Source organism: Nocardioides turkmenicus, assembly GCF_011045035.1.
In the GTDB taxonomy this organism is placed as follows: domain Bacteria; phylum Actinomycetota; class Actinomycetes; order Propionibacteriales; family Nocardioidaceae; genus Nocardioides; species Nocardioides turkmenicus.
In genome coordinates, this window is the sequence record NZ_JAALAA010000006.1 from 87,972 (window position 1) to 109,577 (window position 21,606).

Genomic DNA, 21,606 nt, shown 5'->3' on the forward strand with positions numbered 1-21,606 from the left:
GGAGAGCTCTATGGAGGTCGTTCATCTGCCCGCTCGCGGTCGCGAGCTGGATGAGACGTTCCGCCCAGTCGCCGTCCACCACACCGACACCGGCCTGACACGTCACCTCGAGCGTGGCGAGGAGATCGTCCTCACCGACCTCGGCGGTGAGTTCCACAGCGCGAAGGTGCTGCTGATCGACGAAGGCCCGGTCTACCACTTCTTCATCGGAGCCAGACTCTCGGTCGACGAGGCCGCCGGCCGGATGGCAGGCCTGCCGATGCAGTCACGCTCTGCCTGATCCTCCGATTCTGCTCTGTGCCACGTCGGTGAGGAACTCGCTGGTCCCCACCTCCAGCTTGTACGTAGCCTCCCCGTCACCCCTGGTGGCACCACGGTTGACGATGACGACCGGGGTCCCGGCCTTCGCCGCCCGGCGCACGAACCGATAGCCACTCATCACCGCCAGACTCGAGCCCGCGACGAGCAGCACGCCGCCCTTCCCCTCGTGCTGCTCGCCGCGGGTGTCGGCGAGGGCGTCGACCGCCTCCATGCACCGGGCGACCCGCTCCTTCGGCACGTTCTCCCCGAAGAAGACGACGTCGGGCTTGAGGATGCCGCCGCAGACCTCGCAGTCGGGGACGACGAAGTCCTGCGTCTCCTCGAGGGCGACGTCGCCGTCGGGCCGGGACTCCACGTCCGCGTGCGCCTCGGCCCAGCCCGCGTTGAGCGCCTCCATCCGCTCTTGGAGGGCGCGGCGCGGGCTGAGCGTGCGACAGGACAGGCAGATGACGTCCGCCACCCGGCCGTGGAGCGGCACGATTCGGCCGCTCCTGGCCAGCTCCGGCGCCGCCTGCTCGTGGAGCCCGTCGACGTTCTGGGTGATCAGCAGCTCGGGGTCGATCGCGGCCAGCGCGCGATGGCCGGCGTTCGGCACGGCGCTGCCCATCCGCCGCCAGCCGAGGTGGCTGCGCGCCCAGTAGCGCTGCCGCTCCCGCGGGCCCGAGACGAACTGCTGGTAGGTCATCGGCTGCCGCGCCGGGCTGCCCGGGCTGCGGTAGTCGGGGATCCCGGAGTCGGTCGAGACGCCGGCGCCGGTCAGCACCACGAGGCGCCGGTCCTGGAGGAGGGCCAGGGCGGCTGCGTACGAATCGGTGCTGCTCGCCTCCGCGGCGAGGGTCACGAGGCGTACCTCGCCTCGGCGCGAGCCTTGCGCTTCGCCGCCTCGACCTCGCGGTTCTTCTTGGGGGCGTTGGTGACCAGCTCGTCGAGGAGATGCTGCGTGACGTGGGCGATCTCGGCGACGGCGCGGTCGAAGGCCTCCTGGTTGGCGGCAGAAGGCTTCGTGGTGCCGCTCACCTTGCGTACGAACTGCAGCGCGGCAGCGGTGACCTCGTCGTTGGTGGCAGGCGGCTCGAAGTTGTGGAGCGGGCGGATGTTGCGGCACATGCCATCAACGGTACTCGGATCGCCGCGATGTTCACCGGGATCGGCCGGGTGTGCGCGACGGGGCCTGTCCTCGCGGCAGCGGGGGCACCGGGCCGCCGTTGGAACCGCCGTTGGAACCGCCGTTGGGGCCGCCGTTGGAGCCGCCGTTGGAGCCGGCCCCCTTGGTCGTGCCCCTGGCCTGCCGGGCGTCGTCGCCCGGGGGTGCCGGGCGGGGCACGACGCCGTCCTCGAGCAGCTGGCTCGCCATCAGCGCCGCCTGGGTGCGGTGGCTGACGCCGAGCTTGGCGAGGAGTCCGGTGATGTGGTTCTTGACGGTCTTCTCCGCCAGCACCAGCCGGTCGGCGATCTGCCGGTTGGAGATGCCCTCGGCGAGCAGGACCAGGATCCGCCGCTGCTGCGGGGTCAGCTCGGCGACGACCTCGTGCATCCGGCGGCGCTCCTCGACGTTGTGGACCACCTTGGCGGCCGCCTCGGGGTCGAAGAGGGTGTGGCCGCTGGCGACCAGGCGTACACCGGAGACCAGGCTCGACGCCTCGATCTGCTTGAGCACATAGCCGGCCGCACCGGCCATGATCGCCTGGCTCATCACCTCGTCCTCGGCGTCGGTGGCCAGGATCATGCAGCGGATGTCGCTCTTCATCGCCAGCGCCTCGCGGCACAGCGCGACCCCGGAGGAGTCGGGGAGGTGAGCGTCGAGGATGAGTACGTCAGGGCGGAGCGTCGCGATCAGCGGGCGTGCCTCGGCGGCGGTGCGGGCCTCGCCGACGATCTCGATGTCGGACTCCCGCTGCAGCACCGTGCGCACACCGACACGCACGACGTCGTGACCGTCGGCCAGCAGAACGCTGATCACCGCGTCACCCACAGGCTCGTCTCACTCATCTCGTCGTCGGGGATGGTGCCGAAAGAAACCGCTCAAGCGTATCCCTATTGATGCAACATTTGATCACTCAGATACCCGTGCCGTCTCGGATTTCGTCGCTTCTGGAAAGGTATCGGCCATGACGACTTCTCGCGATCTCGACATCGTCCTGTTCGGTGCGACCGGGTTCACCGGCGGTCTGGTCGCCGAGTATCTCGCCGAGAACGCCCCCGACGGGCTGCGCTGGGCGCTCGCCGGCCGCTCGATGTCGCGCCTCGAGACCGTTCGGGACGGACTCGGGTCCGCGGACGTCGAGCTCATCCAGGCCGATGTGAACGACTCCGCCTCATTGGCGACGTTGGCAGCCCGTGCGCGGGTCGTGATCACCACGGTCGGGCCCTACCTCGAGTTCGGCGAGCCCCTGGTCAAGGCCTGCGCGGAGGCCGGCACCGACTACGTCGACCTCACCGGAGAGCCAGAGTTCGTCGACCGGATGTTCGTGATGTATGACGCCACGGCCCGCGCCAACGGCGCCCGGATCGTGCACGCCTGCGGGTTCGACTCGATCCCGCACGACCTCGGCGCCTACTACACGGTGCGCGAGCTCGCCGCCGGCGGCGAGATCACCGAGCCGCTGACGATGAGAGGCGTCGTACGCACCAACGCCACCTTCTCCGGCGGCACCTTCCACTCGGCGCTGGGACAGATGTCGCGGCCCCGTGAGATGGCGGCCGCGTCGCGCGAGCGCCGGGCGCTCGAGGTGCGGCCGGAGGGACGTACGTCTCGATCGGCGAAGCCACGCGTGGGCCGCGACAGCGAGCTCGGCTACTGGCTGCTGCCGCTGCCGACCATCGACCCGACGATCGTCGCCCGCTCCGGGCGGGCACTGGAGGCGTACGGTCCGGCGTTCACCTACTCTCACTTCGCCGGCACCAAGACGCTGAGGTACGCCGTCGGCGGTGCGATCGGCGTCGGTGGCCTCGCCGCCGCGATGCAGGTGCCACCGCTGCGGGCCAAGCTCGGCGAGCGGGTCAAGCAGGGCACCGGGCCTTCCGAGGCACGTCGCGAGAAGTCCTGGTTCACCGTGGACTTCGTCGCCGAGACCGACGGCCGGAAGATCCGCACCAAGGTGTCCGGCGGCGACCCCGGCTACACGGAGACGGCCAAGATGCTCGCCGAGTCGGCGCTGTGCCTCGCCTTCGACACGCTCCCCGAGACCTCCGGGTCGGTCACCACCGCGGTCGCCATGGGCGACGCGCTGCTCGATCGCCTGCAGGCTGCAGGTATCCGGTTCGAGGTGGTCGACGGCTCGTAGGGCGCGGGGCTATAGGGATATGTGTGGAACTGGTGCCCCAGGCAAGAGTCGAACTTGCGACCTTTCGCTTAGGAGGCGGCTGCTCTATCCACTGAGCTACTGGGGCATTCGCAGATATCTTGCCATGGTGGCGGGTAATACTACGGTTTGGGGTTCGATGCGGTCAGGGGCCAAACTTGGGGCCCTCGCGTAGGTTGAGTCACCGTCGACTCAACCCGAATCCCCCCGATGACAAGCGACGAGTGACGGTGATCTATGCCTGACCCCTCCCTGCCTCCCCGACGTGGGGGTGCGGATTCTGGCTCGGGCGTGTCCGGATTCGAATGGATGTACGGCGGCGACGAGGCTGCGGACAACGAGTCCGGGGGGACTCGTTCCGGTCGTGGAGCCCGGGCCGCCGACGTACCGACCGACCAGCCGTCGGTCGAGCCTGGCGGTGGCCGGCGGGCAGCGCGTCCGCAGTCGGAGTTCGTGTCGCCGCCGCCTCCGGGGCCGGGATCCTCGGGTGGCGGTCGTCGGGCCGCGCGTCCGGTCCGGCCGGAGCAGGCTCCGGTCGAGCCCTCCGTCGCCGAACAGCCACGCATCGAGCCGTTGCGCGTCGAACCGGTGCGGCGGGAGCCGACCCGGGCCGAGCGCTATCAGGCGATGGGCCGGGGAAGCGCGGGTGCGACGCCGACCCCTGCCCCGCCGGCTCCGCAGGAGTGGAGCGACCCGGAGGCGACCGCCGTCGCCCCACCGATGCGCGAGACCGCGCGTCCGGCGCGCCAGGTGCCTCCGCCGCCTGCCCCCGCCCCTTCCGTCGAGGAGACCGCGGTCGCACCCGCGCAGGAGTGGTATCGCCAGGATCCCCAGCCGGCCCCGCCCGCACCCAAGGCTCCCGACCAGCAGTTCGCCCCGCCGGCCGCTCGCGAGTTCGACTGGAACGCCCCCGCACCCACCGACCGGCCTCGGGGACGCACGACCTCACGCGACGAGCTGCACGAGGCGCGGCACGAGGCCTACCCCGCCTCGGGGCGTCGGAGCGCTGCGTACGCGTCCGGGTATGACGACGACGAGTCCTATGACGACTACCGGGGCGGCTACGACGAGCCGTACGCCCCGTATCCCGACGAGCGCGAGGACCGCGACAAGCCGCGGATCAGTGTGTGGCAGGTGCTCAGCTCGACGCTGCTCGTGCTGGCGTTGATCGTCGGGCTGTTCGTCGTCTACACCTACCGCGATCTGCGGTCGAACATCAACACCGTCAGCCTCGGTGAAGAGGCCGCCGATCTCGGTCCGAAGGAGCCGATCAACATCCTCGTGATGGGCTCGGACAGCCGCGACTGCAAGGGGTGTGGCGTCGACGGTGAGAGCGGCGGTGGCTCGGACACCAACATCCTGCTGCACCTGTCCGCCAACCGGAAGTTCGCCTACGGTGTCTCGATCCCGCGCGACACGATGGTGAACCGGCCCTCCTGCAAGACCGAGGACGGGGAGACGGCGCCTGCTGAGTACGTCCGGTGGAATGCCGCATACGCGACCGCAGGTCCGACCTGCACCATCACCCAACTCGAGTCAGTCGCCAGCGAGATGTGCGGTGAGAAGTGCGACATCACCGTCAACCATCTCGTGGTGGTCGACTTCGCCAGCTTCAAGGGCATGGTCGATGCCATCGACGGAGTCGACGTCTGTATTCCTGAAGAGGTCGATGACAAGTACACCGGCGCTCACTTCGATGCTGGCAAGCAGACGCTGACGGGCAAACAGGCCCTCAACTATGTCCGCCTGCGACACGGGCTGGGTGATGGTGGCGATCTCGACCGGTCGAAGCGCCAGCAGGCGTTCATCGGGTCCATGGCGGCCAAGCTGCTTTCCGGCGACACCTTGTCGAGCCCCACAAAGGTGCTCAGCTTCCTCAACGCTGCGACCAAGGGCCTGACCATGGACGAGGGTCTGAAGGACAACCTCGACACGATGGCGAAGATCGGCTCTGGGTTCCAGAGCATCGGGATGGAGAACATCAAGTTCCTCACCATCCCGACAGTCCCCGACCCCGAGAATCCGGAAGCCACCGTCGTCCTCGACGAGGAGAAGGCCAAGAACGTCTTCAAGGCCATCGCCAACGACAAGCCGCTGACCAAGAAGATCGCGGCCGGGGCCCTGGACGCCGGTGAGGCGTCCGGCAAGAAGAGCAAGAGCTCGGGCGGCAAGGCGCCGGAGGGCGACGCGACGGACGCGACCGATGGCGAGACCGCGGAGACGACGCCGACCGAAGAGGCCGAGTCCGGCGAGTCGTCGGACAACGCGTCCGGCACGGCGTCGGACGGTGCCAGCAGCGGTGCCACCGAGGAAGAGCTCGCCCAGATCGCCGAAGAGGCGAAGGCAGCACGCGAGCGCGCCGGACTGTGCTGATGTCGGACACCGACGAGCCCAAGGAGCCGGAGTGGAAGCGCAAGCAGCGGCTGGCGCGGATCTTCGGTGACGAGCTTCCCGAGACGACCCAGGACGAGCAGGAGCAGTCTGCCGAGTCGGGGGAGTCGGCGTCGGACCGCTGGCTGAAATCGCAGGTGCCGCCTCACCACGGTGGGTGAGACGGCACCTGGGCGCGAACGGGTCAGCGGGCGCTGAGGCTGTCGCGGATCTGCTTGAGGATGTCGACCTCGGTCTCGCCCGGGTCGGGGTCCGGGAAGAAGCGCTCCTTGGCGTGGGTGTAGGGCTTCACGATCAGGAAGTAGACGACCGCGGCCATGATGAGGAAGGCGATCACCGCGGTCAGCCACGCGCCGACGCTGACGCCACCCGGCTCATAGTTCGAGAAGTCCGGCGTGCCGCCGAGCTTGCCGAGCAGGTCCATGATGACGTCGACCGTCGCGGTCACAACGGTGGCGAACGCGCCGCCCATGATGAAGGCGACCGCGAGTTTGATCAGGTCGCCCTGGAGCAGGAACTTCTTGAAACCGTCCATGTCTTGCTTTCTCCTGTTGCGCATTGTGTGAGGTGAAGGAGACCCCGGATATGGCGTGCGCAGGGCGTCAGTACGCGAAGGTGAGATAGCCACCCACCCCTGCAGATGTGACGTCCTCGACGCTGTTCGCGGCGACTCCGACGATGACCAGACGCCCCGCCGAAGTGTTCGTGACGCCAAACCCTTCGGTCTTTCCTTGTGTCACAGCATCATCGCCGTTCGCCTCGGCGGCCTGCGGGAGGCCGAGGATCAGCGTGTCGGTGGTGACCCGGGCGGTCTCGGCGGTGGCAGGGTCGGTGGCGTAGAGGTCGACCGTGTCGCCGACGTGGAGCAGGCCGGCCATCTCGGCATCGGGGAGCCGGACCGGCACCGCCACCAGATCGGGGTGTCCCTCGGTGAGCTCCGGACCCACCAGACGTACGTCGGTGACCGGCTCGCCCCGCCGCAGCGGAGCCGCGAGGCGCTCCCCGAGCGGCGCCTCGGCGAGGTCGGCGGGCACGCTGTCGGGGTCGGTCTCGATGTCGGTCAGGTCGGCAGCGGTGAGGACCGTGCCGACCGGCAGATCTCGGGAGGCGACCGCCATCGTCGAGGTGTCGGGTGGGTCCGGCCGGGTGGCCGAGAACCCGATCGCGACCGCCGAGGCGGTCAGCAGGAACGCCAGCAGGCGCCGATGAGCGAGGACCCCGCGGCGTACACGGCGGGTGAAGGACGTGATTCGAGTGAACATGCGGGCACGCTAAGACGCGCCCGAGATTCCTGCATCTCGCTATCCACAGCCGGGCTGAGGATGTGGATGATCCTGTGGATAACCGACGTGGCGGGCGGAATCAGTCCGAGGAGCCGGAGGCCGCCGGGGCCGGCGAGGAGGTGCTCGAGGACGAGGTGGTCGAGGACGTGGAGGACGTCGACGACGAGCCGGAGCGGGAGTCGGTGCGGTAGAAACCGGAGCCCTTGAAGACGACGCCGGCCGCGCTGAAGACCTTGCGCAGCTTGCCGCCGCACTCGGGGCACTCGGTCAGCGAGGCGTCGCTGAAGCTCTGGAACTGATCGAAGGCGTGGCCGCACTCGGTGCAGGCGTACTGATAGGTGGGCACGTTTCTCCTAGAACAGAATCTGGCACTCGACGGGTGCGACTGCCAATATTAGCGAACGCCTAGGAGAAGCGCCGCATTCCCTCCGCGCTCGCGGCCGCCGCCACGGCCCGGTCGTGCGGCTCCACCGGCACCGGGACCCCGATCTCCCACGGATAGAGAAGTGCGCAGGTAAAGGTTCCCGCAGGCACTCGGGAGAGGGTGCGGTCGTACGAGCCGCCGCCCCGGCCCATCCGATGCCCCTGCGCGTCGACGGCCAGGCCCGGGACGAGAACGACGTCGGCGCCGGCGATCGCGGAGACCCCCAACCGCTCGCCGCCCGGCTCCAGCAGCCCGCGAGCCGCCCGGACCAGCTCTCCGTCATAGACGGCCCAGTCCAGGTCGTTGTCCGGCAGCAGGCACGGAAGCAGGATGCGTTTCCCGGCCGCGTCCAGCTCGTCGATAAGAGGTCCGGTGCCCGGTTCGCTGCCGATCGAGACGTAGAGCGCAACCGTTGCGGCGCTGCGCACGTCTGGAATAGCAGTGACCACTTGTGACAGCGAGCGAGCCAGCGAGCCGAGCCGGGGGAGCCCGATACGCCCCCGGGTAGTCAACAACTGGTCGCGTAAGGCAGTCTTGCGCCCCACGAAGTCAGCGGGGGCTGGACCATCAGAACCCGGAGGGGTGTGTGAACGCGACACAACGACAGCCTAGGCTTTCCTCTATGGGTAGCCCAGGTTTGGCCAAGGCGATGGCGAAGATGCGCGACGCCGGCGTGGATGACGTCGCCGTGCAGACGTTCGCACATTACTACCGCCAGCTCGAGCACGGTGAGACCGGGATGATCCCGGAGGACACGATCGAGCCGGTGGACATCCCGTCGATCCACGACGCCGAGGTCAGCGACGACGAGGCGCACGCCGCCATCTCGACCACCGCGGTGATCAAGCTCAACGGCGGTCTCGGCACCTCGATGGGCATGGACCGTGCGAAGTCGCTGCTGTGCGTGCGCAAGGGGCTGAGCTTCCTCGACGTGATCGCCCGCCAGATCCTGCACATGCGCAAGACCTACGACGTACGTCTCCCGCTGCTGCTGATGAACTCCTTCCGCACCTCCGAGGACAGCCTGGCCGCGCTCGAGCGCTACCAGGACCTGCCGGTGGAGGGTCTGCCGCTGGAGTTCCTGCAGAACCGCGAGCCGCGCCTGCTCGCCGACGACCTGACCCCGGTCGAGTGGCCCAAGGACCCCGAGCTCGAGTGGTGCCCGCCCGGCCACGGCGACATCTACACCGCCCTGCTCGACACCGGCCTCCTCGACCTGCTCATCGAGCAGGGCTACGAGCGCGTCTTCGTCTCCAACTCCGACAACCTCGGCGCCGTCCCCGACGAGAAGGTCGCCGGCTGGTTCGCGAAGAGCGGAGCGCCCTTCGCCATCGAGGCCGTACGCCGCACCCCGAGCGACCGCAAGGGCGGCCACTTCGCGCGCCGCAAGTCCGACGGCCGCCTCATCCTCCGTGAGACCGCGCAGACGCGTGACGAGGACAAGGTGGCGCTGCAGGACCTCAGCCGCCACAAGTACTGCTCGACCAACAACATCTGGTTCGACCTCAAGGCGCTCAAGAAGGTCCTCACCGAGCGCGACGGCATTCTCGGCCTGCCGCTGATCCGCAACGAGAAGACCGTCGACCCCTCGGACCCGAAGACCCCGAAGGTCATCCAGATCGAGACCGCCATGGGCGCCGCGATCGAGGTCTTCGAGGGGTCGCAGCTGATCGAGGTCGGCCGTGACCGGTTCGTGCCGGTCAAGACGACCAACGACCTGCTCGTGCTCCGCTCCGACGTCTACGACATCGGCGAGGACTTCGTGCTCGACCAGGTCGCCGAGGTGGTGCCGTTCATCGACCTGGACAGCGACTACTACAAGTACGTCGCCAACTTCGACGAGCGCTTCCCCGAGGGTGCCCCGTCGTTGCGCAAGGCGTCGTCCCTCACCGTCAACGGCGACTGGACCTTCGGCAAGGGCGTCCAGGTCATCGGCGCGGTCGAGCTCGACGGCGCCAGTGCCGAACGCGTCGCGCCCGCCACGGTCCTCTCCGACTAGTGTTGGCGGGGTGACCCCCGCCGAATACCGCGAGCGAATCCTGGCCGACCTCGAGCCGATGCCGGCCTACCCGCAGCCTCTGATGGACTGCCTGGGGCTGGCGGCGGCCGAGGACATCCATGCCGAGGTCGCGCTGCCGGGCTTCGACAACTCCTCGATGGACGGCTACGCAGTCCGCTACGCCGACGTCGCGACCGCCTCGGCGGAGGCGCCGGTGCGGTTGCCGGTGCTCGGCGAGATCGGCGCCGGACAGGCTTCGCTGCTGGCGCTCCCGCCGGGTGCGGCGGCGAAGATCATGACGGGTGCGCCGCTGCCCACGGGTGCCGACACGGTCGTGCCGTACGAGTGGACCGACCGCGGCGTCGCCGAGGTCGAGATCCGGCAGACGCCCGACGAGGCCCAGCACGTCCGCTACGCCGGCGAGGACGTCGCCAAGGGCGACCTGCTCATCCCTGCCGGCACCGTGCTCGGTCCACGCCACCTCGGTCTGATCGCCTCCGTCGGCCGCGCGCAGGTGGCGGTCCGGCCGCGGCCGCGGGTCGTGGTGCTCTCGACCGGCACCGAGCTGCGCGAGCCGGGGGAGACCCTGGGTCACGACTCGATCTACGACGGCAACTCCTTCCTCCTGGCCGCCGCCGCCCGCAAAGCCGGCGCGATCGCCTACCGCGTCGGGATCGTGCCCGACGAGCCGCGGGCGTTCATGACCGCGCTCTCCGACCAGCTCGTACGCGCCGACCTGGTGGTCACCTCCGGCGGCGTCTCGATGGGCGACTACGACGTGGTCAAGGAGGCGTTGACCCCGGAGGGCGTCTGGTTCGGCCCCGTGAGCATGCAGCCGGGCAAGCCCCAGGGATTCGGCCGCATCGGTGAGGAGCGGGTGCCGGTCCTGTGCCTCCCCGGCAACCCGGTCTCCTCGTTCGTCTCGTTCGAGCTCTTCGTGCTGCCGGCGCTGCGCCGGCTGATGGGCATGACCCCCGAGGCCCGCCCCGTACGCCGTGCCGCCCTGACCCACGCCGTGCGCTCCCCGAAGGGCAAGGAGCAGTATCTTCGCGGGTGGTACGACGGCTCGCGTGCGGGCGTCTCGCCCATCGGCGGCCCGGGCTCCCACCTGATCGGCGACCTGGCCGGCGCGAACTGCCTGATCGTGGTCCCGCCGGAGACGACCGCGCTGGACAAGGGCGCCGAGGTGGACGTGATCGAGCTGGACGTGGAGTTCTGATGGCTGACAGGTTGACCCACGTCGACGAGACCGGGGCGGCCCGGATGGTCGACGTCTCCGAGAAGGCGGTCACGGCCCGCACCGCGACCGCGTCCGGGCGGGTTCTGGTCTCGCCCGAGGTGATCGAGCTGCTTCGCGGGGAGGGCGTACCCAAGGGTGACGCGCTCGCCGTCGCCCGCATCGCCGGGATCATGGGCGCCAAGAAGACCCCCGATCTGATCCCGCTGTGCCACCCGCTGGCGGTCTCTGGCGTCAAGGTCGAGCTAAACGTCTCCGACGAGTCGGTGGACATCACCGCGACCGTCAAGACCACCGATCGCACCGGCGTCGAGATGGAGGCGCTGACCGCCGTCGCCGTCGCCGGTCTGACCGTGGTCGACATGATCAAGGCCGTCGACAAGAGGGCGGTCATCACCGATATCCAGGTCGAGACGAAGACCGGCGGAAAGTCGGGGGACTTCACCCGATGAGCCTGAAAGCGACCGTCGTCGTCGCCTCCAACCGCGCCTCGGCCGGTGTTTACGAGGACACCACCGGACCCCTCCTGGTCGCCTTCCTGGAAGAGCTCGGTTTCGTGGTCGGCCCGCCCGAGGTCGTACGCGACGGCGACCCGGTCGGCGAGGCGATCGCCCGCGCGGCGAAGGCCGGTGCGCGGGTCGTCCTCACCACCGGAGGCACCGGGCTGACCCCCACCGACCGCACCCCCGAGGTCACCCGTCCGCTGCTCGACCGCGAGATCCCCGGCATCGCCGAGGGCATCCGGGCGGCCGGAGTGGCCAAGGGGATCCCGACGGCGCTACTGTCCCGCGGTCTGGCCGGTCAGATCGGAGCGTGCGTGGTGGTGAACCTTCCCGGGTCCCGGGGCGGTGTGAAGGATGCGATCGACGTGCTGCGTCCGGTGCTGCCCCACGCGGTGGAGCAGTCGGTCGGCAGTGATCACTGAGTGGAACCATTCATGAGTGATCCCGGCTGGCCTGCTGTGCTGTCCCACGGCGCGGTGACCGTACGCCCGCTCGACCGCACCGACGCCAAGGCCTGGACCGAGGCTCGCCGCCGGTCGGCGGCCTGGCTGCACCAGTGGGACGCGACCGTGCCGCCGGGATCGAGCGCCCGACCCACGACGTTCGCCAGCCTCGTACGTCGTCTTCGCCGTCAGGCCAAGCGCGGGACGACCTATCCCTTCGCGATCGATGTCGACGGTGTCTTCGCAGGTCAGGTCACGGTCAACAACATCGTGCGGGGCTCGGCGCAGTTCGCCTCGATCGGCTACTGGATCGACCAGCGCTTCGCCGGCCGCGGCGTGATGCCGCTGGCGGTGGCGCTGGTCATCGACCACTGTTTCACCACCGCGCGGCTGCACCGGATCGAGATCTGCATCCGTCCGGAGAACTCCAACTCGCTCCGCGTCGTGGAGAAGCTGGGCATCAACGAGATCGGATATGCGCCCCGATTTCTGCATATCGACGGTGCCTGGCGAGATCACCGCATCTTCGCGATAACGGTTGAAGAATGTCACCAAGGAATGCTGGCCAGACTCGGTTTGTCACCTGAATGAGGCATTGACTTCGGCGTGTCCTGCTGAAATCACACAAGTCACACGCGACACACCACTGCACGTCCGCCTACGGGCTGGTAATGGCTCCTACGCTTCTTGACGTGGACCCGAGCGCACTCATCTTCGTCGCCCTCGCCGTGGCGTGGGCGGTGTACTTGGTGCCCAAAGCGCTCGAACACACCGCGACGGCCGAGGACGGGACCAAGAGCCGGGCCAGCGTCGCCATCTCCAAGTCCCGTCGGATCCTCGCACGGCGCGAGGCCACCGGCAAGGACTCCACCGACCTGGTGACCGAGAAGTCGTCGAGGAAGCCGGAGGCCGCAGAGAAGCCCGCTCCGCGCCCCGTCCCGATGGCCGTACGCCGCCGCGCGGCTCGCGCCGCGGCCAAGCGCCGTTCGATCGTCCTGGGCGTGCTCGTCTTCGGCCTGGCCGTGGTCGGCGCGCTCGCTGGCTTCGGGGTCTTCGGCCCGGTGTGGATCGCGATCCCGGCCGGGCTGGTCGTCGCCTGGCTGGTGACCTGCCGACTTAGCGTGCGCCACCAGCGAGAGGTCTGGGCCCGGATCCCGTTCCCGGAGGAAATCCCCGAGCCCGAGCCGGTCGCCCCGCCCCGGGTCACCTTCGACATCGACCACGACACCGGCGACCTGGTGGCCGTGGTCGAGCACGACGACACCGGCGAGCAGCTCCCCGAGGGTGCCTGGAAGCCGGTGGAGACCCCGCTGCCGACGTACGTCTCCAAGGAGGCCGCGCCGCGCCGCACGGTGCGCACCATCGACCTCGACGCCACCGGCGTGTGGAGCTCGGGCCGCAACGCCGCCGACTCCGAGCTCGTCCGCCAGGCCGAGGAGGCCGAGCGCGCCGCGGCGGCAGCCGCCGAAGAGGCGCGCGGCCGCGCCACGGGCTCCTGAATGCCTACTGATTGGGTAACACCCGCGACGAGGTGCTAACGTTTCTCATCGCTTGGGGCTGTGGCGCAGTTGGTAGCGCGTCTCGTTCGCAATGAGAAGGCCAGGGGTTCGAATCCCCTCAGCTCCACCAAAGAAGTAGCAGGTCAGAGCGGGCATCTGTCATCCAAAACCAAAGAGGATGAACAGATGCCCGCTCGGCATTTCTCCGTGATAACTCGGAACTCCCGCGGCGCTTGAGGCACCATGTGCGAGGCGACGTCTACCACTTGACCTTGTGTGACATGTGCAGGAGCCATCTCTAGACGCCCTGAGCTGCTGAGCGTGCCGCTTCCTGCGACGGAGGTGGGGCGCTCGCGTTGCTTGTGCGACCGGTCCGTCGCGTGCCGTCGCGGTCGCTGCGATGTGCGCCACAGCACTTTCGTGGCCGCGGTGCCAGAATCGTCGAGCCGTCCCCTCGTCATGGAAAGCAGGTGACAGTGGATCTTGGTCTATCCGGCCGGATCGCGGTCGTGCCGGGGCGACCTCGGGACTCGGAGCAGCGGTGGTGCGAGAGCTTTCAGCCAAAGGCGTTGACGTCGCCATCGGAGGACGACGAGCCGAAATCGCCACTGCACAGGCACAGGCGCTTCCTTCCACCGTGGGATCGGCGTGGACATCACCACCGCCGACGGCCAACGTGCGCTGGTGGACGCGGCGACCAGCCGCTTCGGCCCGGTCGGACGCTTCGGCACACCCGAGGAGTTCGCGGCTGCTGTCACCTTCCTTGCCAGCATCCAGGCGTCCCACATCACGGGCGAACAGATCCGCTGCGACGGCGGCCTCGTCAGGTCCACTGACCCGTGCGGGTCTGTGACCAAATCGGAGACCCGTTTGCGGCAGAGGTCAACCGATGAGGAGCCAGAGCAGATGGACCGAGAGCGCCGCGGTAGCGGTGCTCAAGGAAACCACCCTGCGAAAGGGCGGGTGTGATCGCTCCGAGTGCATACCTCGTACATGCTTGTCGTACCGCGTGGCGGTCGAGCACGCGATGGCGACTGCGACCGTGAGATACGCGACTGCAGAGACGATACCTACCGGGCCGACGTGGGGCGCAGCCTTCAAGCAGATGGTGGCAACTACCAGGTAACCCAGGACGGTTCGTGACCAGGCCAGGCTGGTGCGTTCCGGTTGAAGGCCTGGGTCTCGCAGCGGGGGGCTGTTCGTGTGCCTCACAGCGTGAGCACCAAGACACTGCTGGCTCCTGCGAGCACGACGAGCGCGAGCATGGGTACGAGCGGCGACAGGGGGAGCGGACGGTCGCTCCTCAGGGCGCGCTCCACTGCCAACCAGCGCACCGCGGCCCCGGCGCTGACAGCAGTCCCTGCCAACAGAAGGAGTACGACCACGGGTTGCCGGACACCGGACGGCCACTGCTCGACCATCAAGGTGTCGGTTGCGACCGCCGCCGCGACGACCGCAAGTGCGGTGCGGATCCAGGCCAGGAAGGTGCGTTCGTTGGCCAGGGTGAATCGGGGGTCCGGTTCGATGTGACCTCCGAGCAGGAGGCTGCGGACATCGCGGCGGCGGTTGTTCCTCGATCTCATTCCGATCGTTCGTCTTTCGCGCAGCGGAACCCGATGTTCCCGCTGCAGGAGCTCGGGTCGTTGTTGGTGCGAGCTGCGACGCGGTAGCGGTTGCAGTAGGACTCATGGCAGAGGTAGGAACCCCCGCGCATCACCCGCAGCTCACCCTGCATGGGCCCCTGGGGGTTGTGCGTCCCCGATGGCGCGTGCTCGGTCGTCCACCAGTCGGCGCACCACTCCCACACGTTGCCGGCTACGCAATACAGGCCGAAGCCGTTGGGTTCGAAGGTATCCACAGGTGCAGTTGCCCGATACCCGTCCTCGACCGTGTTGCTGGCCGGGAACTTGCCTTGCCAGATGTTGCAGCGGTGGCGTCCTTCGGGAGTGAGCTCGTCACCCCAGGCGTACCGCGCACGCTCCAGCCCGCCGCGCGCGGCATACTCCCACTCAGCCTCGGTCGGTAGACGTAGCCCGGCCCAGGAGCAGTAGGCCAGTGCGTCGTCGTGGTCGACGTGGACGACCGGGTGGTCCATCCGGTCGTCCACGTCGCTGCCCGGCCCTTCCGGTGCGTTCCATACGGCGCCGTCGACCCGACACCACCACGGCACCGCTTCTGGGCGCTGTGCCCCTCGCCGAAGATGGGATGGGAGGAACGAGGCGAAGACGTAGGACCAGCCATAGCGCTCGGCGCCCGTGCGATATCCGGTGTCGCTCACGAAAGTGGCGAACTCGGAGTTGGTCACGGCGTGCCGGCTGATCCAGAACGGCGCCAGCGTCACCTGCCGCACGGGACCTTCGCCATCGCCCCGGTTGGCATCGACGTCCTCGGAGCCCATCTGGAAGGTCCCGCCGTCGAGGAGCACGAGCCCTTCTTCCATGGGCCCCGTGCGACGTCCAACCGGCGCCGCGGAAGCGAGCGGGGCAGGCCGGTCCTTGCCGGAGGGGGCGCAGCACGAGGAGCTCATGGTCGTCCTCCGGTTCTCACTGGGAGATGAAGACGCGTTGGCGGCGCTGCGCCTCGGTGTCGGCATCGTCGGGTGCGGCCGGGCCGTCGAGGTCGATCCGCACCGTGTGCACGGTGCCTGTGAAGGCGTTGTAGACCGCGGCGTACTCGTCGCTGACCGGGGTGCCCAGGTCGACCCCGATGTCCAGCGTCTCGTCGAAGGAGAAGTAGTAGGGGATCGTCCGATCCACCCGGCCCTGGGCGACCTTGGCCCCGTCGACCACCAGGATCACGTCGCCGCCGAGGCCATGTCCGTCGCCGTCGTAGTGGAACTCCATCCGGATCTGGTGACGTCCGGGGGACAGCGCCTCCTGGGCCCTGACCGTGAAATGGGTCAGGTCGAAGTAGCTGTAGTCGTAGCGAACGCTGCCGTCGACGCAGTACAGCGACCAGCCTCCGAACCGGCCGCCCTGGGCCACGACGACTCCGGCGGCACCGGTCGCGGGCACCTCGACGTCAGCGGTGATGCTGTGGGAACGGTTCTTGACGTTGGGCGTGGTCTCCTCGGTGAACCGCCGCATGCCACCACGGTAGGTCACCGACCGGCGGTTGCCGAGCAGGTCGACGCGCCCGGCCAGCTTGGGGTTCTCCCGCTCCGTCACCCTGGGGTCGAGCGGGAACACCTGGTGCTTCGCGGCCTCGATGAGGAACAGCTCCTGCAGCTCGCGCAGCCGCTCCGGGTGCTCTGCGGCCAGGTCATGGGCCTGAGAGAAGTCGGTGTCGACGTGGTAGAGCTCCCAGACGTCGTCGCTGAACCGCCGTCCTCCCTCCGGGACCATCTCCCACGGGGTCCCGTGGCGGGTCACCGCCATCCAGCCCTCGTGGTAGATCCCACGGTTGCCGCACATCTCGAAGTACTGCGTACGCCGCCGCCCGGTCGCGTCGGCAGCGTCGAAGGTGTAGCGCATGCTCGTGCCCTCGACCGGCTGCTGCGCGACGCCCGCGACCGAGGTCGGCTGCGGGACGCCGGCACAGTCGAGGACCGTGGGCAGGATGTCGATGACGTGGTGGAACTGGTCCCGGATGCCGCCGCGGTCGGCGATGCCCTCCGGCCAGTGCACGATCAGGCCGTCCCGGGTCCCACCGAAGTGGGAGGCGACCTGCTTGGTCCACTGGAACGGGGTGTTGAGCGCCAGCGCCCATCCGACGGGCGCGATCGGATAGGTCTCCGGGCCGCCGATCAGGTCCAGGTCCGCGATCATCTCCTCGGGGTCGTCCACGAGGCCGTGGCCGAGCCGGTGCTCGACCGTGGTGCCGTCGACGCCACCCTCACCCGATGCGCCGTTGTCGCCGAGCAGGTAGACGAACAGCGTGTTGTCCAGCTCGCCGAGCTCCTCGAGTGCGGCGACGAACCGTCCGACCTGCTGGTCGGCGTGCTCGGTGAACCCGGCGAAGGTCTCCATGAACCGCGCCGACAGCGCACGCTGTGTGTCGGAGAGCTCGTCCCAGTGGGGCACGCCGTCGGCCCAGCGTGCCAGTTCGGCGTCGGCCGGTGCCACGCCGAGCCGCTTCTGCTCGGCCAGCGTGCGCGCGCGCTGCTCGTCCCAGCCGTGGTCGAACTGACCCTGGTACTTCTCGCGCCACTCCTGTGCTACGTGCAGCGGCGCGTGCGAGGCGCCGAGAGCAAGGTAGGTGAAGAACGGCCGGTCCGGGGTCAGGGTGCGCTGGGTCCGTACCCACTCGATCGCCCGGTCGGCGAGGTCCTCGGAGAGGTGGTATCCGTCCTCGGGTCGCCGGTCCGGCTCGACCGGCGTCGTGCCTTGGTACAGCAGCGGGTACCAGTGGTTCATCTCCGCCCCCATGAACCCGTAGAAGGTGTCGAACCCCTCGCCGGTCGGCCACCGGTCGAACGGGCCCACCGGGCTGATCTCGCGCGGCGGGGTCTGGTGCCACTTGCCGAAGGCAGCGGTGCTGTAGCCGTTGCCCTGCAGGATCTGGGCGATCGTCGCCGCGGACTGGGGTCGGAACCCGTTGTAGCCCGGGGCCGACGTGGCCATCTCGGTGGTGCCGCCCATCCCGACGGAATGGTGGTTCCGGCCGGTCATCAGAGCCTGGCGGGTCGGCGAGCACAGCGCCGTCACGTGGAAGCGGGAGTAGCGCAGGCCGCCGTCAGCCAGGTTCTCCGCTGTCGGCATCGTGCACGGGCCGCCGAACGCGCTGGAGGTTCCGTAGCCCAAGTCGTCCATGACGACGATCACGACGTTCGGAGCCGCCGGCGGGGGCGCGGTCGGGTGCACCGGTTCGAAGGCGGCGGTCTGATCCTCGATACCAAGCGCTGTGGCGACGACCTGTGCCTGGTCGGGCTCGGGCAGTACGTGCCGGTCGGCGTGGAAGAACGTCACTATGGAATCTCCTCGAAGGCTGGGCGGGCCGAGTTGTGCCGGTCCGCTCGACTCATCGAGTCTCGGTCCAGGACGCTCTCGGCAGCAACGGCGAGTGGGCTAGTTCAGCGATAGCCGCTTGCTATGCCTTAGGGCACAGAGTGGAGAGAGGGCGAGGCGCCGGCTCGGTCGCTAGGTCTCGGCGGAGCAGGCTTTGACGCAGAAGTCGACGAAGCCCAAGGCCAGGTCGCTGGCCCTGCGCTTGCGCCAGATCACGTGTACTGACCGGCGAAGTGGCGGGTCGAGCGGTTGTACTCGCGCTCCCTTGACAGCGGCATCGTCGGCCATCGCCTGCGGCAGTACGGCGGCGCCTGCTCCTGCCAGGACCAGGGGTGCGACTGCTGCGAGGTGAGCCGTCTCGACGGCTACGTCCGTCGAGAGCCCCGCGGCCAGGAGTGGTTCGGCGACGATGCCCCGGAGCACGGTGCCGTCGGGCGTACACACCAGGCCCCGCTCCGAGAGATCGCCGATCGTGATGGATTCCTTGTCGGCGCGGCCGACCGTCGGAGCCGATGTGGAATCCGGCGGGCATACGGCCATCATCTCGAGGTCGGCCAGCCACCGGCTTTCCAGAGTTCCGCCAGGAGGGGTCCCGTCGACGAGACCGAGCTCCGCGCCGCCCATTCGCACCGTTTCCAGCACGTCACCGTGCCATACCGGGTCGGCCACGGTGACCTGGACGCGGGGATGCAGATCACGAAATTCGCCGATCAACCGTGCCAGTGGTTCGACGGCCCACAAGGTGTTCGTGATGATGGACAGGCGACCGAAACCGGCCTGGGACACGGCGCGCACCGCGCCACGCGCCACCTCAAACGATCGCAGGGACCGTCTGGCCGGCTCGAGCAGCGCCTCGCCAGCCGGAGTGAGTCGCACGCCCCGGCCGTGTCGATCGAAGAGCCGGGTGTCGAGATCTCGCTCGAGCCAGCCGATGGCGTTGGACAGCGACGGCTGCGCGATGGACAGTGCTTGGGCCGCCCGGGTGAAGCTTCCCAACTCGGCTACCGTCACGAAATACTCGAGGTGGCGCCTGTCCATGCGTGGAGCATAGTGCTTCGACGCGACGGGCGGTCCGAGCGTGATGGTGACGGAGCGGGTCCTCATGGCCGGCGCCTATGGCTGCGATAGCCAATCGAGGGGTTCGCCTGGGCGGATTCGTTGAGATCCTGTTCAAACCGAAGCGCACAGGCATCGTAACTAGCCAGATCTACGGAATGGCAACCGCGGGGCCGCTAAACCTGAGGGGTCGAGCTGTGAACGAGAAGCAAACTTCCATCCAGTCGCGTGACGAGGATGAAGGAAGACGTACCCGTCGCAGAGTCGGAGAGTCGTTGGGGAAGCTCGATCCGATGCGCCCGAAGTATCCCCATGACCGGCATCCAGTCCTGGTCCCGGGCATCTCCATCGATGAGCAACGGCGCCGCTACAGCGTCGACAAGCTCGTCTTCGCGATCGCCGGAGGGCTCACGGTCGCCTTCGTGATCTGGGGCGTCGTGGCACCGGACAGTGTGGCCTCGGTCGCCCAGACCGCCTTCGACTGGTCCACTCGGAACGTCAGTTGGCTCTTCAACTCCGTTGCCGTCGTGGTGCTCGTCTCCCTGCTGGTACTGGCCTTCTCGCCCTACGGCAAGATTCCGCTCGGCAAGGACGGCGAGGAAGTGGAGTTCAGCACCTTCGCCTGGGTGGCGATGCTCTTCGCCGCAGGTATCGGGATCGGCGTCATCTTCTTCGGCCCGTCCGAGCCGCTGACCTACTTCACCGACCCACCGCCGCTCACCAACGAGGCGGGGTCGGTCGAAGCGATGCACCGGGCGATGGCGCAGACGTACTTCCACTGGGGGTTCCATGCCTGGGCGATGTACGCGCTCGTCGGTGGCGCCGTCGCGTACTCCGCCTACCGCCGCGGCCGAAGCCTGCTGATGTCCTCGATCTTCCGTGATCTCTTCGGGGAGCGGCTCACCGAGGGCTTCGCCGGCAAGCTGATCGACATCCTCGCCATCGTCGCCACCCTCTTCGGCACCGCCGCAGCGCTCGGAATCGCAGCGATGCAGATCGGGACCGGCGTCAGCATCGTCACCGGGGCCGGTCAGCTGACGAACATCATGGTGGTCGGCATCCTGCTGCTGCTCACCGTGGCGTTCGTGATCTCGGCCGTCTCCGGTGTCGCCCGAGGCATCCGCTACCTCTCGAGCATCAACATCGTGCTGACCATTGGCGTCGTCGGGCTGATCTTGGCCGTGGGGCCGACCCTGTTCCTGCTGAACTTCCTGCCATCGGCGCAGCTGGAGTACCTGGGCTCGCTCTTCGACCTGATGGGCCGCTCGCTGTCCTGGGGTGAGGAGACCCAGGAGTTCCAGTCGACCTGGACCGTGTACTACTGGGCGTGGTGGATCTCCTGGTCGCCGTTCGTCGGCATCTTCATCGCCCGCATCTCCCGGGGACGGACCATCCGACAGTTCCTTCTCGGCACGATCCTCATCCCCGCCACGCTGCTCTTCGTCGCCTTCGGTGTGATGGGCGGAACTGCGATGTCGATGTCCCAGGACGGCTCGCTCGCCGGCGACCTGACTCCGCCGCAGGTCTTCTTCGCGATGATCGACAACCTGCCGTACCTGGAGTGGCTGCCTTACCTGATCATCGTGGTGCTGGCCATCTTCTTCATCACCTCCGCTGACTCCGCGTCGGTGGTGATGGGGATGCTGTCGACCCGGGGACACCTGGAGCCGAGCCGCTGGGTGGTCGTCTTCTGGGGACTGGTGATGGCCGGCATCGCTGTGGTGATGCTGCTGCTTGGAGACGCGACCGCCCTGGCAGGACTGCAGCAGCTGGTGATCGTCACCGCGGTGCCGTTCGCCCTGGTGATGCTCCTGATCATCGTGGCCTGGGCCCGCGACCTCACCACCGACCCGTACACCCTGCGGCACCGCTACGCCGACGCCGCGATCCGCAACGCCGTGCTCCAGGGTGTGGAGAGGTACGGCGACAACTTCGCCATCCAAGTGGTGGAGGCGAGCTGTCCCGAAGAGGGTGCCGGTGCGGAGGTCGACTCCACCGACGAGCGGTACACCGACTGGTACCAGCGCACCGACGAAGAGGGTCATCCGGTCGAGTACGACTTCGACTCGGGGAAGTGGGCCGACGGCTTCGACCCGGAGACTGGGGAGATGCCGGCCGTCCGCCCCGACGGTCCCTGAAGAGGTCCCAGAGCGCAACCGAGTGCCCGCTGGATTTGGGTCGAGCTCACCCGGCTCGTGACGG

24 protein-coding genes and 2 tRNA genes are annotated in these 21,606 nt (G+C 68.5%); 13 read left to right on the forward strand and 13 right to left on the reverse strand.

What is annotated here, in order from left to right; translation table 11 throughout:
- Positions 1–10 precede the first annotated feature (10 nt).
- Complete coding sequence (locus G5C66_RS08670; protein WP_165110561.1) at positions 11–280, forward strand: hypothetical protein; 270 nt, start codon at positions 11–13, stop codon at positions 278–280.
- Here the strand turns inward: G5C66_RS08670 and G5C66_RS08675 are convergent.
- Genes G5C66_RS08675 through G5C66_RS08685 form a run of 3 tightly spaced genes read right to left on the reverse strand, consistent with a single transcriptional unit; the run spans position 266 to position 2,281 of the window.
- The gene (locus G5C66_RS08675; RefSeq protein ID WP_165110562.1) at positions 266–1,162 is read right to left on the reverse strand and encodes a Sir2 family NAD-dependent protein deacetylase; all 897 of its coding nucleotides are present in this window, start codon (positions 1,160–1,162) and stop codon (positions 266–268) included. The two genes, G5C66_RS08670 and G5C66_RS08675, sit on opposite strands and share 15 nt — an antisense overlap.
- Positions 1,159–1,428 (reverse strand): DUF2277 domain-containing protein, encoded by a 270-nt coding sequence (locus tag G5C66_RS08680; protein ID WP_165110563.1) that lies wholly within the window; start codon positions 1,426–1,428, stop codon positions 1,159–1,161. Before G5C66_RS08680 ends, G5C66_RS08675 begins: the two co-directional genes overlap by 4 nt.
- Positions 1,429–1,459: 31 nt before the next feature.
- Positions 1,460–2,281 (reverse strand): response regulator, encoded by an 822-nt coding sequence (locus G5C66_RS08685; protein ID WP_165110564.1) that lies wholly within the window; start codon positions 2,279–2,281, stop codon positions 1,460–1,462.
- 148 nt (positions 2,282–2,429) lie between these two features.
- Here G5C66_RS08685 and G5C66_RS08690 point away from each other — a divergent pair, with 148 nt between their 5' ends.
- Positions 2,430–3,605, forward strand: a complete 1,176-nt coding sequence (locus G5C66_RS08690; RefSeq protein WP_165110565.1) for a saccharopine dehydrogenase family protein — start codon at positions 2,430–2,432, stop codon at positions 3,603–3,605.
- 30 nt (positions 3,606–3,635) lie between these two features.
- Here G5C66_RS08690 and G5C66_RS08695 read toward each other — a convergent pair.
- Positions 3,636–3,711: transfer RNA gene (locus G5C66_RS08695), tRNA-Arg, on the reverse strand.
- A 203-nt stretch (positions 3,712–3,914) separates the two neighbouring features.
- Between G5C66_RS08695 and G5C66_RS26750 the strand changes: the two genes are divergently transcribed.
- Positions 3,915–5,996: an LCP family glycopolymer transferase gene (locus G5C66_RS26750; RefSeq protein ID WP_165110566.1), complete on the forward strand. Its 2,082-nt coding sequence runs from the start codon at positions 3,915–3,917 to the stop codon at positions 5,994–5,996.
- Positions 5,996–6,175, forward strand: coding sequence for a hypothetical protein (locus G5C66_RS08705; protein WP_165110567.1), 180 nt, complete (start codon positions 5,996–5,998; stop codon positions 6,173–6,175). The genes G5C66_RS26750 and G5C66_RS08705 overlap by 1 nt, the downstream gene beginning before the upstream one ends.
- Positions 6,176–6,198: 23 nt before the next feature.
- Here G5C66_RS08705 and G5C66_RS08710 read toward each other — a convergent pair whose 3' ends face one another.
- The 4 genes from G5C66_RS08710 to G5C66_RS08725 form a co-directional block, all read right to left on the reverse strand.
- Positions 6,199–6,549, reverse strand: a complete 351-nt coding sequence (locus G5C66_RS08710; RefSeq protein WP_165110568.1) for an MscL family protein — start codon at positions 6,547–6,549, stop codon at positions 6,199–6,201.
- A gap of 67 nt (positions 6,550–6,616) precedes the next feature.
- Positions 6,617–7,276 (reverse strand): SAF domain-containing protein, encoded by a 660-nt coding sequence (locus tag G5C66_RS08715; protein WP_165110569.1) that lies wholly within the window; start codon positions 7,274–7,276, stop codon positions 6,617–6,619.
- Between the two features lie 100 nt (positions 7,277–7,376).
- Positions 7,377–7,643, reverse strand: coding sequence for an FmdB family zinc ribbon protein (locus G5C66_RS08720; protein ID WP_165110570.1), 267 nt, complete (start codon positions 7,641–7,643; stop codon positions 7,377–7,379).
- A gap of 59 nt (positions 7,644–7,702) precedes the next feature.
- Entirely contained in the window at positions 7,703–8,320 is a 618-nt protein-coding gene (locus G5C66_RS08725; protein WP_338144116.1) for a 5-formyltetrahydrofolate cyclo-ligase, read from the reverse strand.
- Positions 8,321–8,343: 23 nt separating this feature from the next.
- Between G5C66_RS08725 and G5C66_RS08730 the strand changes: the two genes are divergently transcribed.
- The 8 genes from G5C66_RS08730 to G5C66_RS27065 all read left to right on the forward strand — a co-directional run bounded on the left by G5C66_RS08730 (position 8,344) and on the right by G5C66_RS27065 (position 14,371).
- Complete coding sequence (locus tag G5C66_RS08730) at positions 8,344–9,720, forward strand: UTP--glucose-1-phosphate uridylyltransferase (RefSeq protein WP_165110572.1); 1,377 nt, start codon at positions 8,344–8,346, stop codon at positions 9,718–9,720.
- Between the two features lie 10 nt (positions 9,721–9,730).
- Complete coding sequence (gene glp, locus G5C66_RS08735; protein ID WP_165110573.1) at positions 9,731–10,939, forward strand: molybdotransferase-like divisome protein Glp; 1,209 nt, start codon at positions 9,731–9,733, stop codon at positions 10,937–10,939.
- Positions 10,939–11,409, forward strand: coding sequence for a cyclic pyranopterin monophosphate synthase MoaC (gene moaC / locus G5C66_RS08740; protein ID WP_165110574.1), 471 nt, complete (start codon positions 10,939–10,941; stop codon positions 11,407–11,409). Before glp ends, moaC begins: the two co-directional genes overlap by 1 nt.
- Positions 11,406–11,882, forward strand: coding sequence for a MogA/MoaB family molybdenum cofactor biosynthesis protein (locus tag G5C66_RS08745; protein WP_165110575.1), 477 nt, complete (start codon positions 11,406–11,408; stop codon positions 11,880–11,882). The genes moaC and G5C66_RS08745 overlap by 4 nt, the downstream gene beginning before the upstream one ends.
- Positions 11,883–11,894: 12 nt before the next feature.
- The gene (locus tag G5C66_RS08750) at positions 11,895–12,494 is read left to right on the forward strand and encodes a GNAT family N-acetyltransferase (RefSeq protein WP_165110576.1); all 600 of its coding nucleotides are present in this window, start codon (positions 11,895–11,897) and stop codon (positions 12,492–12,494) included.
- Positions 12,495–12,595: 101 nt separating this feature from the next.
- Positions 12,596–13,402: a divisome protein SepX/GlpR gene (gene sepX / locus G5C66_RS08755; RefSeq protein WP_165110577.1), complete on the forward strand. Its 807-nt coding sequence runs from the start codon at positions 12,596–12,598 to the stop codon at positions 13,400–13,402.
- Between the two features lie 54 nt (positions 13,403–13,456).
- Positions 13,457–13,532: transfer RNA gene (locus tag G5C66_RS08760), tRNA-Ala, on the forward strand.
- Between the two features lie 518 nt (positions 13,533–14,050).
- Complete coding sequence (locus tag G5C66_RS27065) at positions 14,051–14,371, forward strand: SDR family oxidoreductase (protein WP_420901733.1); 321 nt, start codon at positions 14,051–14,053, stop codon at positions 14,369–14,371.
- Here G5C66_RS27065 and G5C66_RS27070 read toward each other — a convergent pair.
- The 5 genes from G5C66_RS27070 to G5C66_RS08790 all read right to left on the reverse strand — a co-directional run bounded on the left by G5C66_RS27070 (position 14,285) and on the right by G5C66_RS08790 (position 19,452).
- A complete protein-coding gene (locus G5C66_RS27070) occupies positions 14,285–14,614 on the reverse strand; it encodes a DUF202 domain-containing protein (protein WP_165110578.1) in 330 nt (109 codons plus the stop codon). The genes G5C66_RS27065 and G5C66_RS27070 overlap by 87 nt on opposite strands.
- The gene (locus tag G5C66_RS08775) at positions 14,611–14,985 is read right to left on the reverse strand and encodes a YidH family protein (RefSeq protein ID WP_165110579.1); all 375 of its coding nucleotides are present in this window, start codon (positions 14,983–14,985) and stop codon (positions 14,611–14,613) included. The genes G5C66_RS27070 and G5C66_RS08775 overlap by 4 nt, the downstream gene beginning before the upstream one ends.
- Positions 14,982–15,929, reverse strand: coding sequence for a formylglycine-generating enzyme family protein (locus G5C66_RS08780; protein ID WP_478354315.1), 948 nt, complete (start codon positions 15,927–15,929; stop codon positions 14,982–14,984). Before G5C66_RS08780 ends, G5C66_RS08775 begins: the two co-directional genes overlap by 4 nt.
- 16 nt (positions 15,930–15,945) lie before the next feature.
- Positions 15,946–18,309, reverse strand: coding sequence for a sulfatase-like hydrolase/transferase (locus G5C66_RS08785; RefSeq protein WP_165110581.1), 2,364 nt, complete (start codon positions 18,307–18,309; stop codon positions 15,946–15,948).
- Between the two features lie 171 nt (positions 18,310–18,480).
- Positions 18,481–19,452, reverse strand: coding sequence for a LysR family transcriptional regulator (locus tag G5C66_RS08790; RefSeq protein WP_165110582.1), 972 nt, complete (start codon positions 19,450–19,452; stop codon positions 18,481–18,483).
- A 245-nt stretch (positions 19,453–19,697) separates the two neighbouring features.
- On the opposite strand from G5C66_RS08790, the gene G5C66_RS08795 reads away from it, so the two are divergent.
- Positions 19,698–21,542: a BCCT family transporter gene (locus G5C66_RS08795; protein WP_206443866.1), complete on the forward strand. Its 1,845-nt coding sequence runs from the start codon at positions 19,698–19,700 to the stop codon at positions 21,540–21,542.
- Positions 21,543–21,606: the final 64 nt, after the last annotated feature.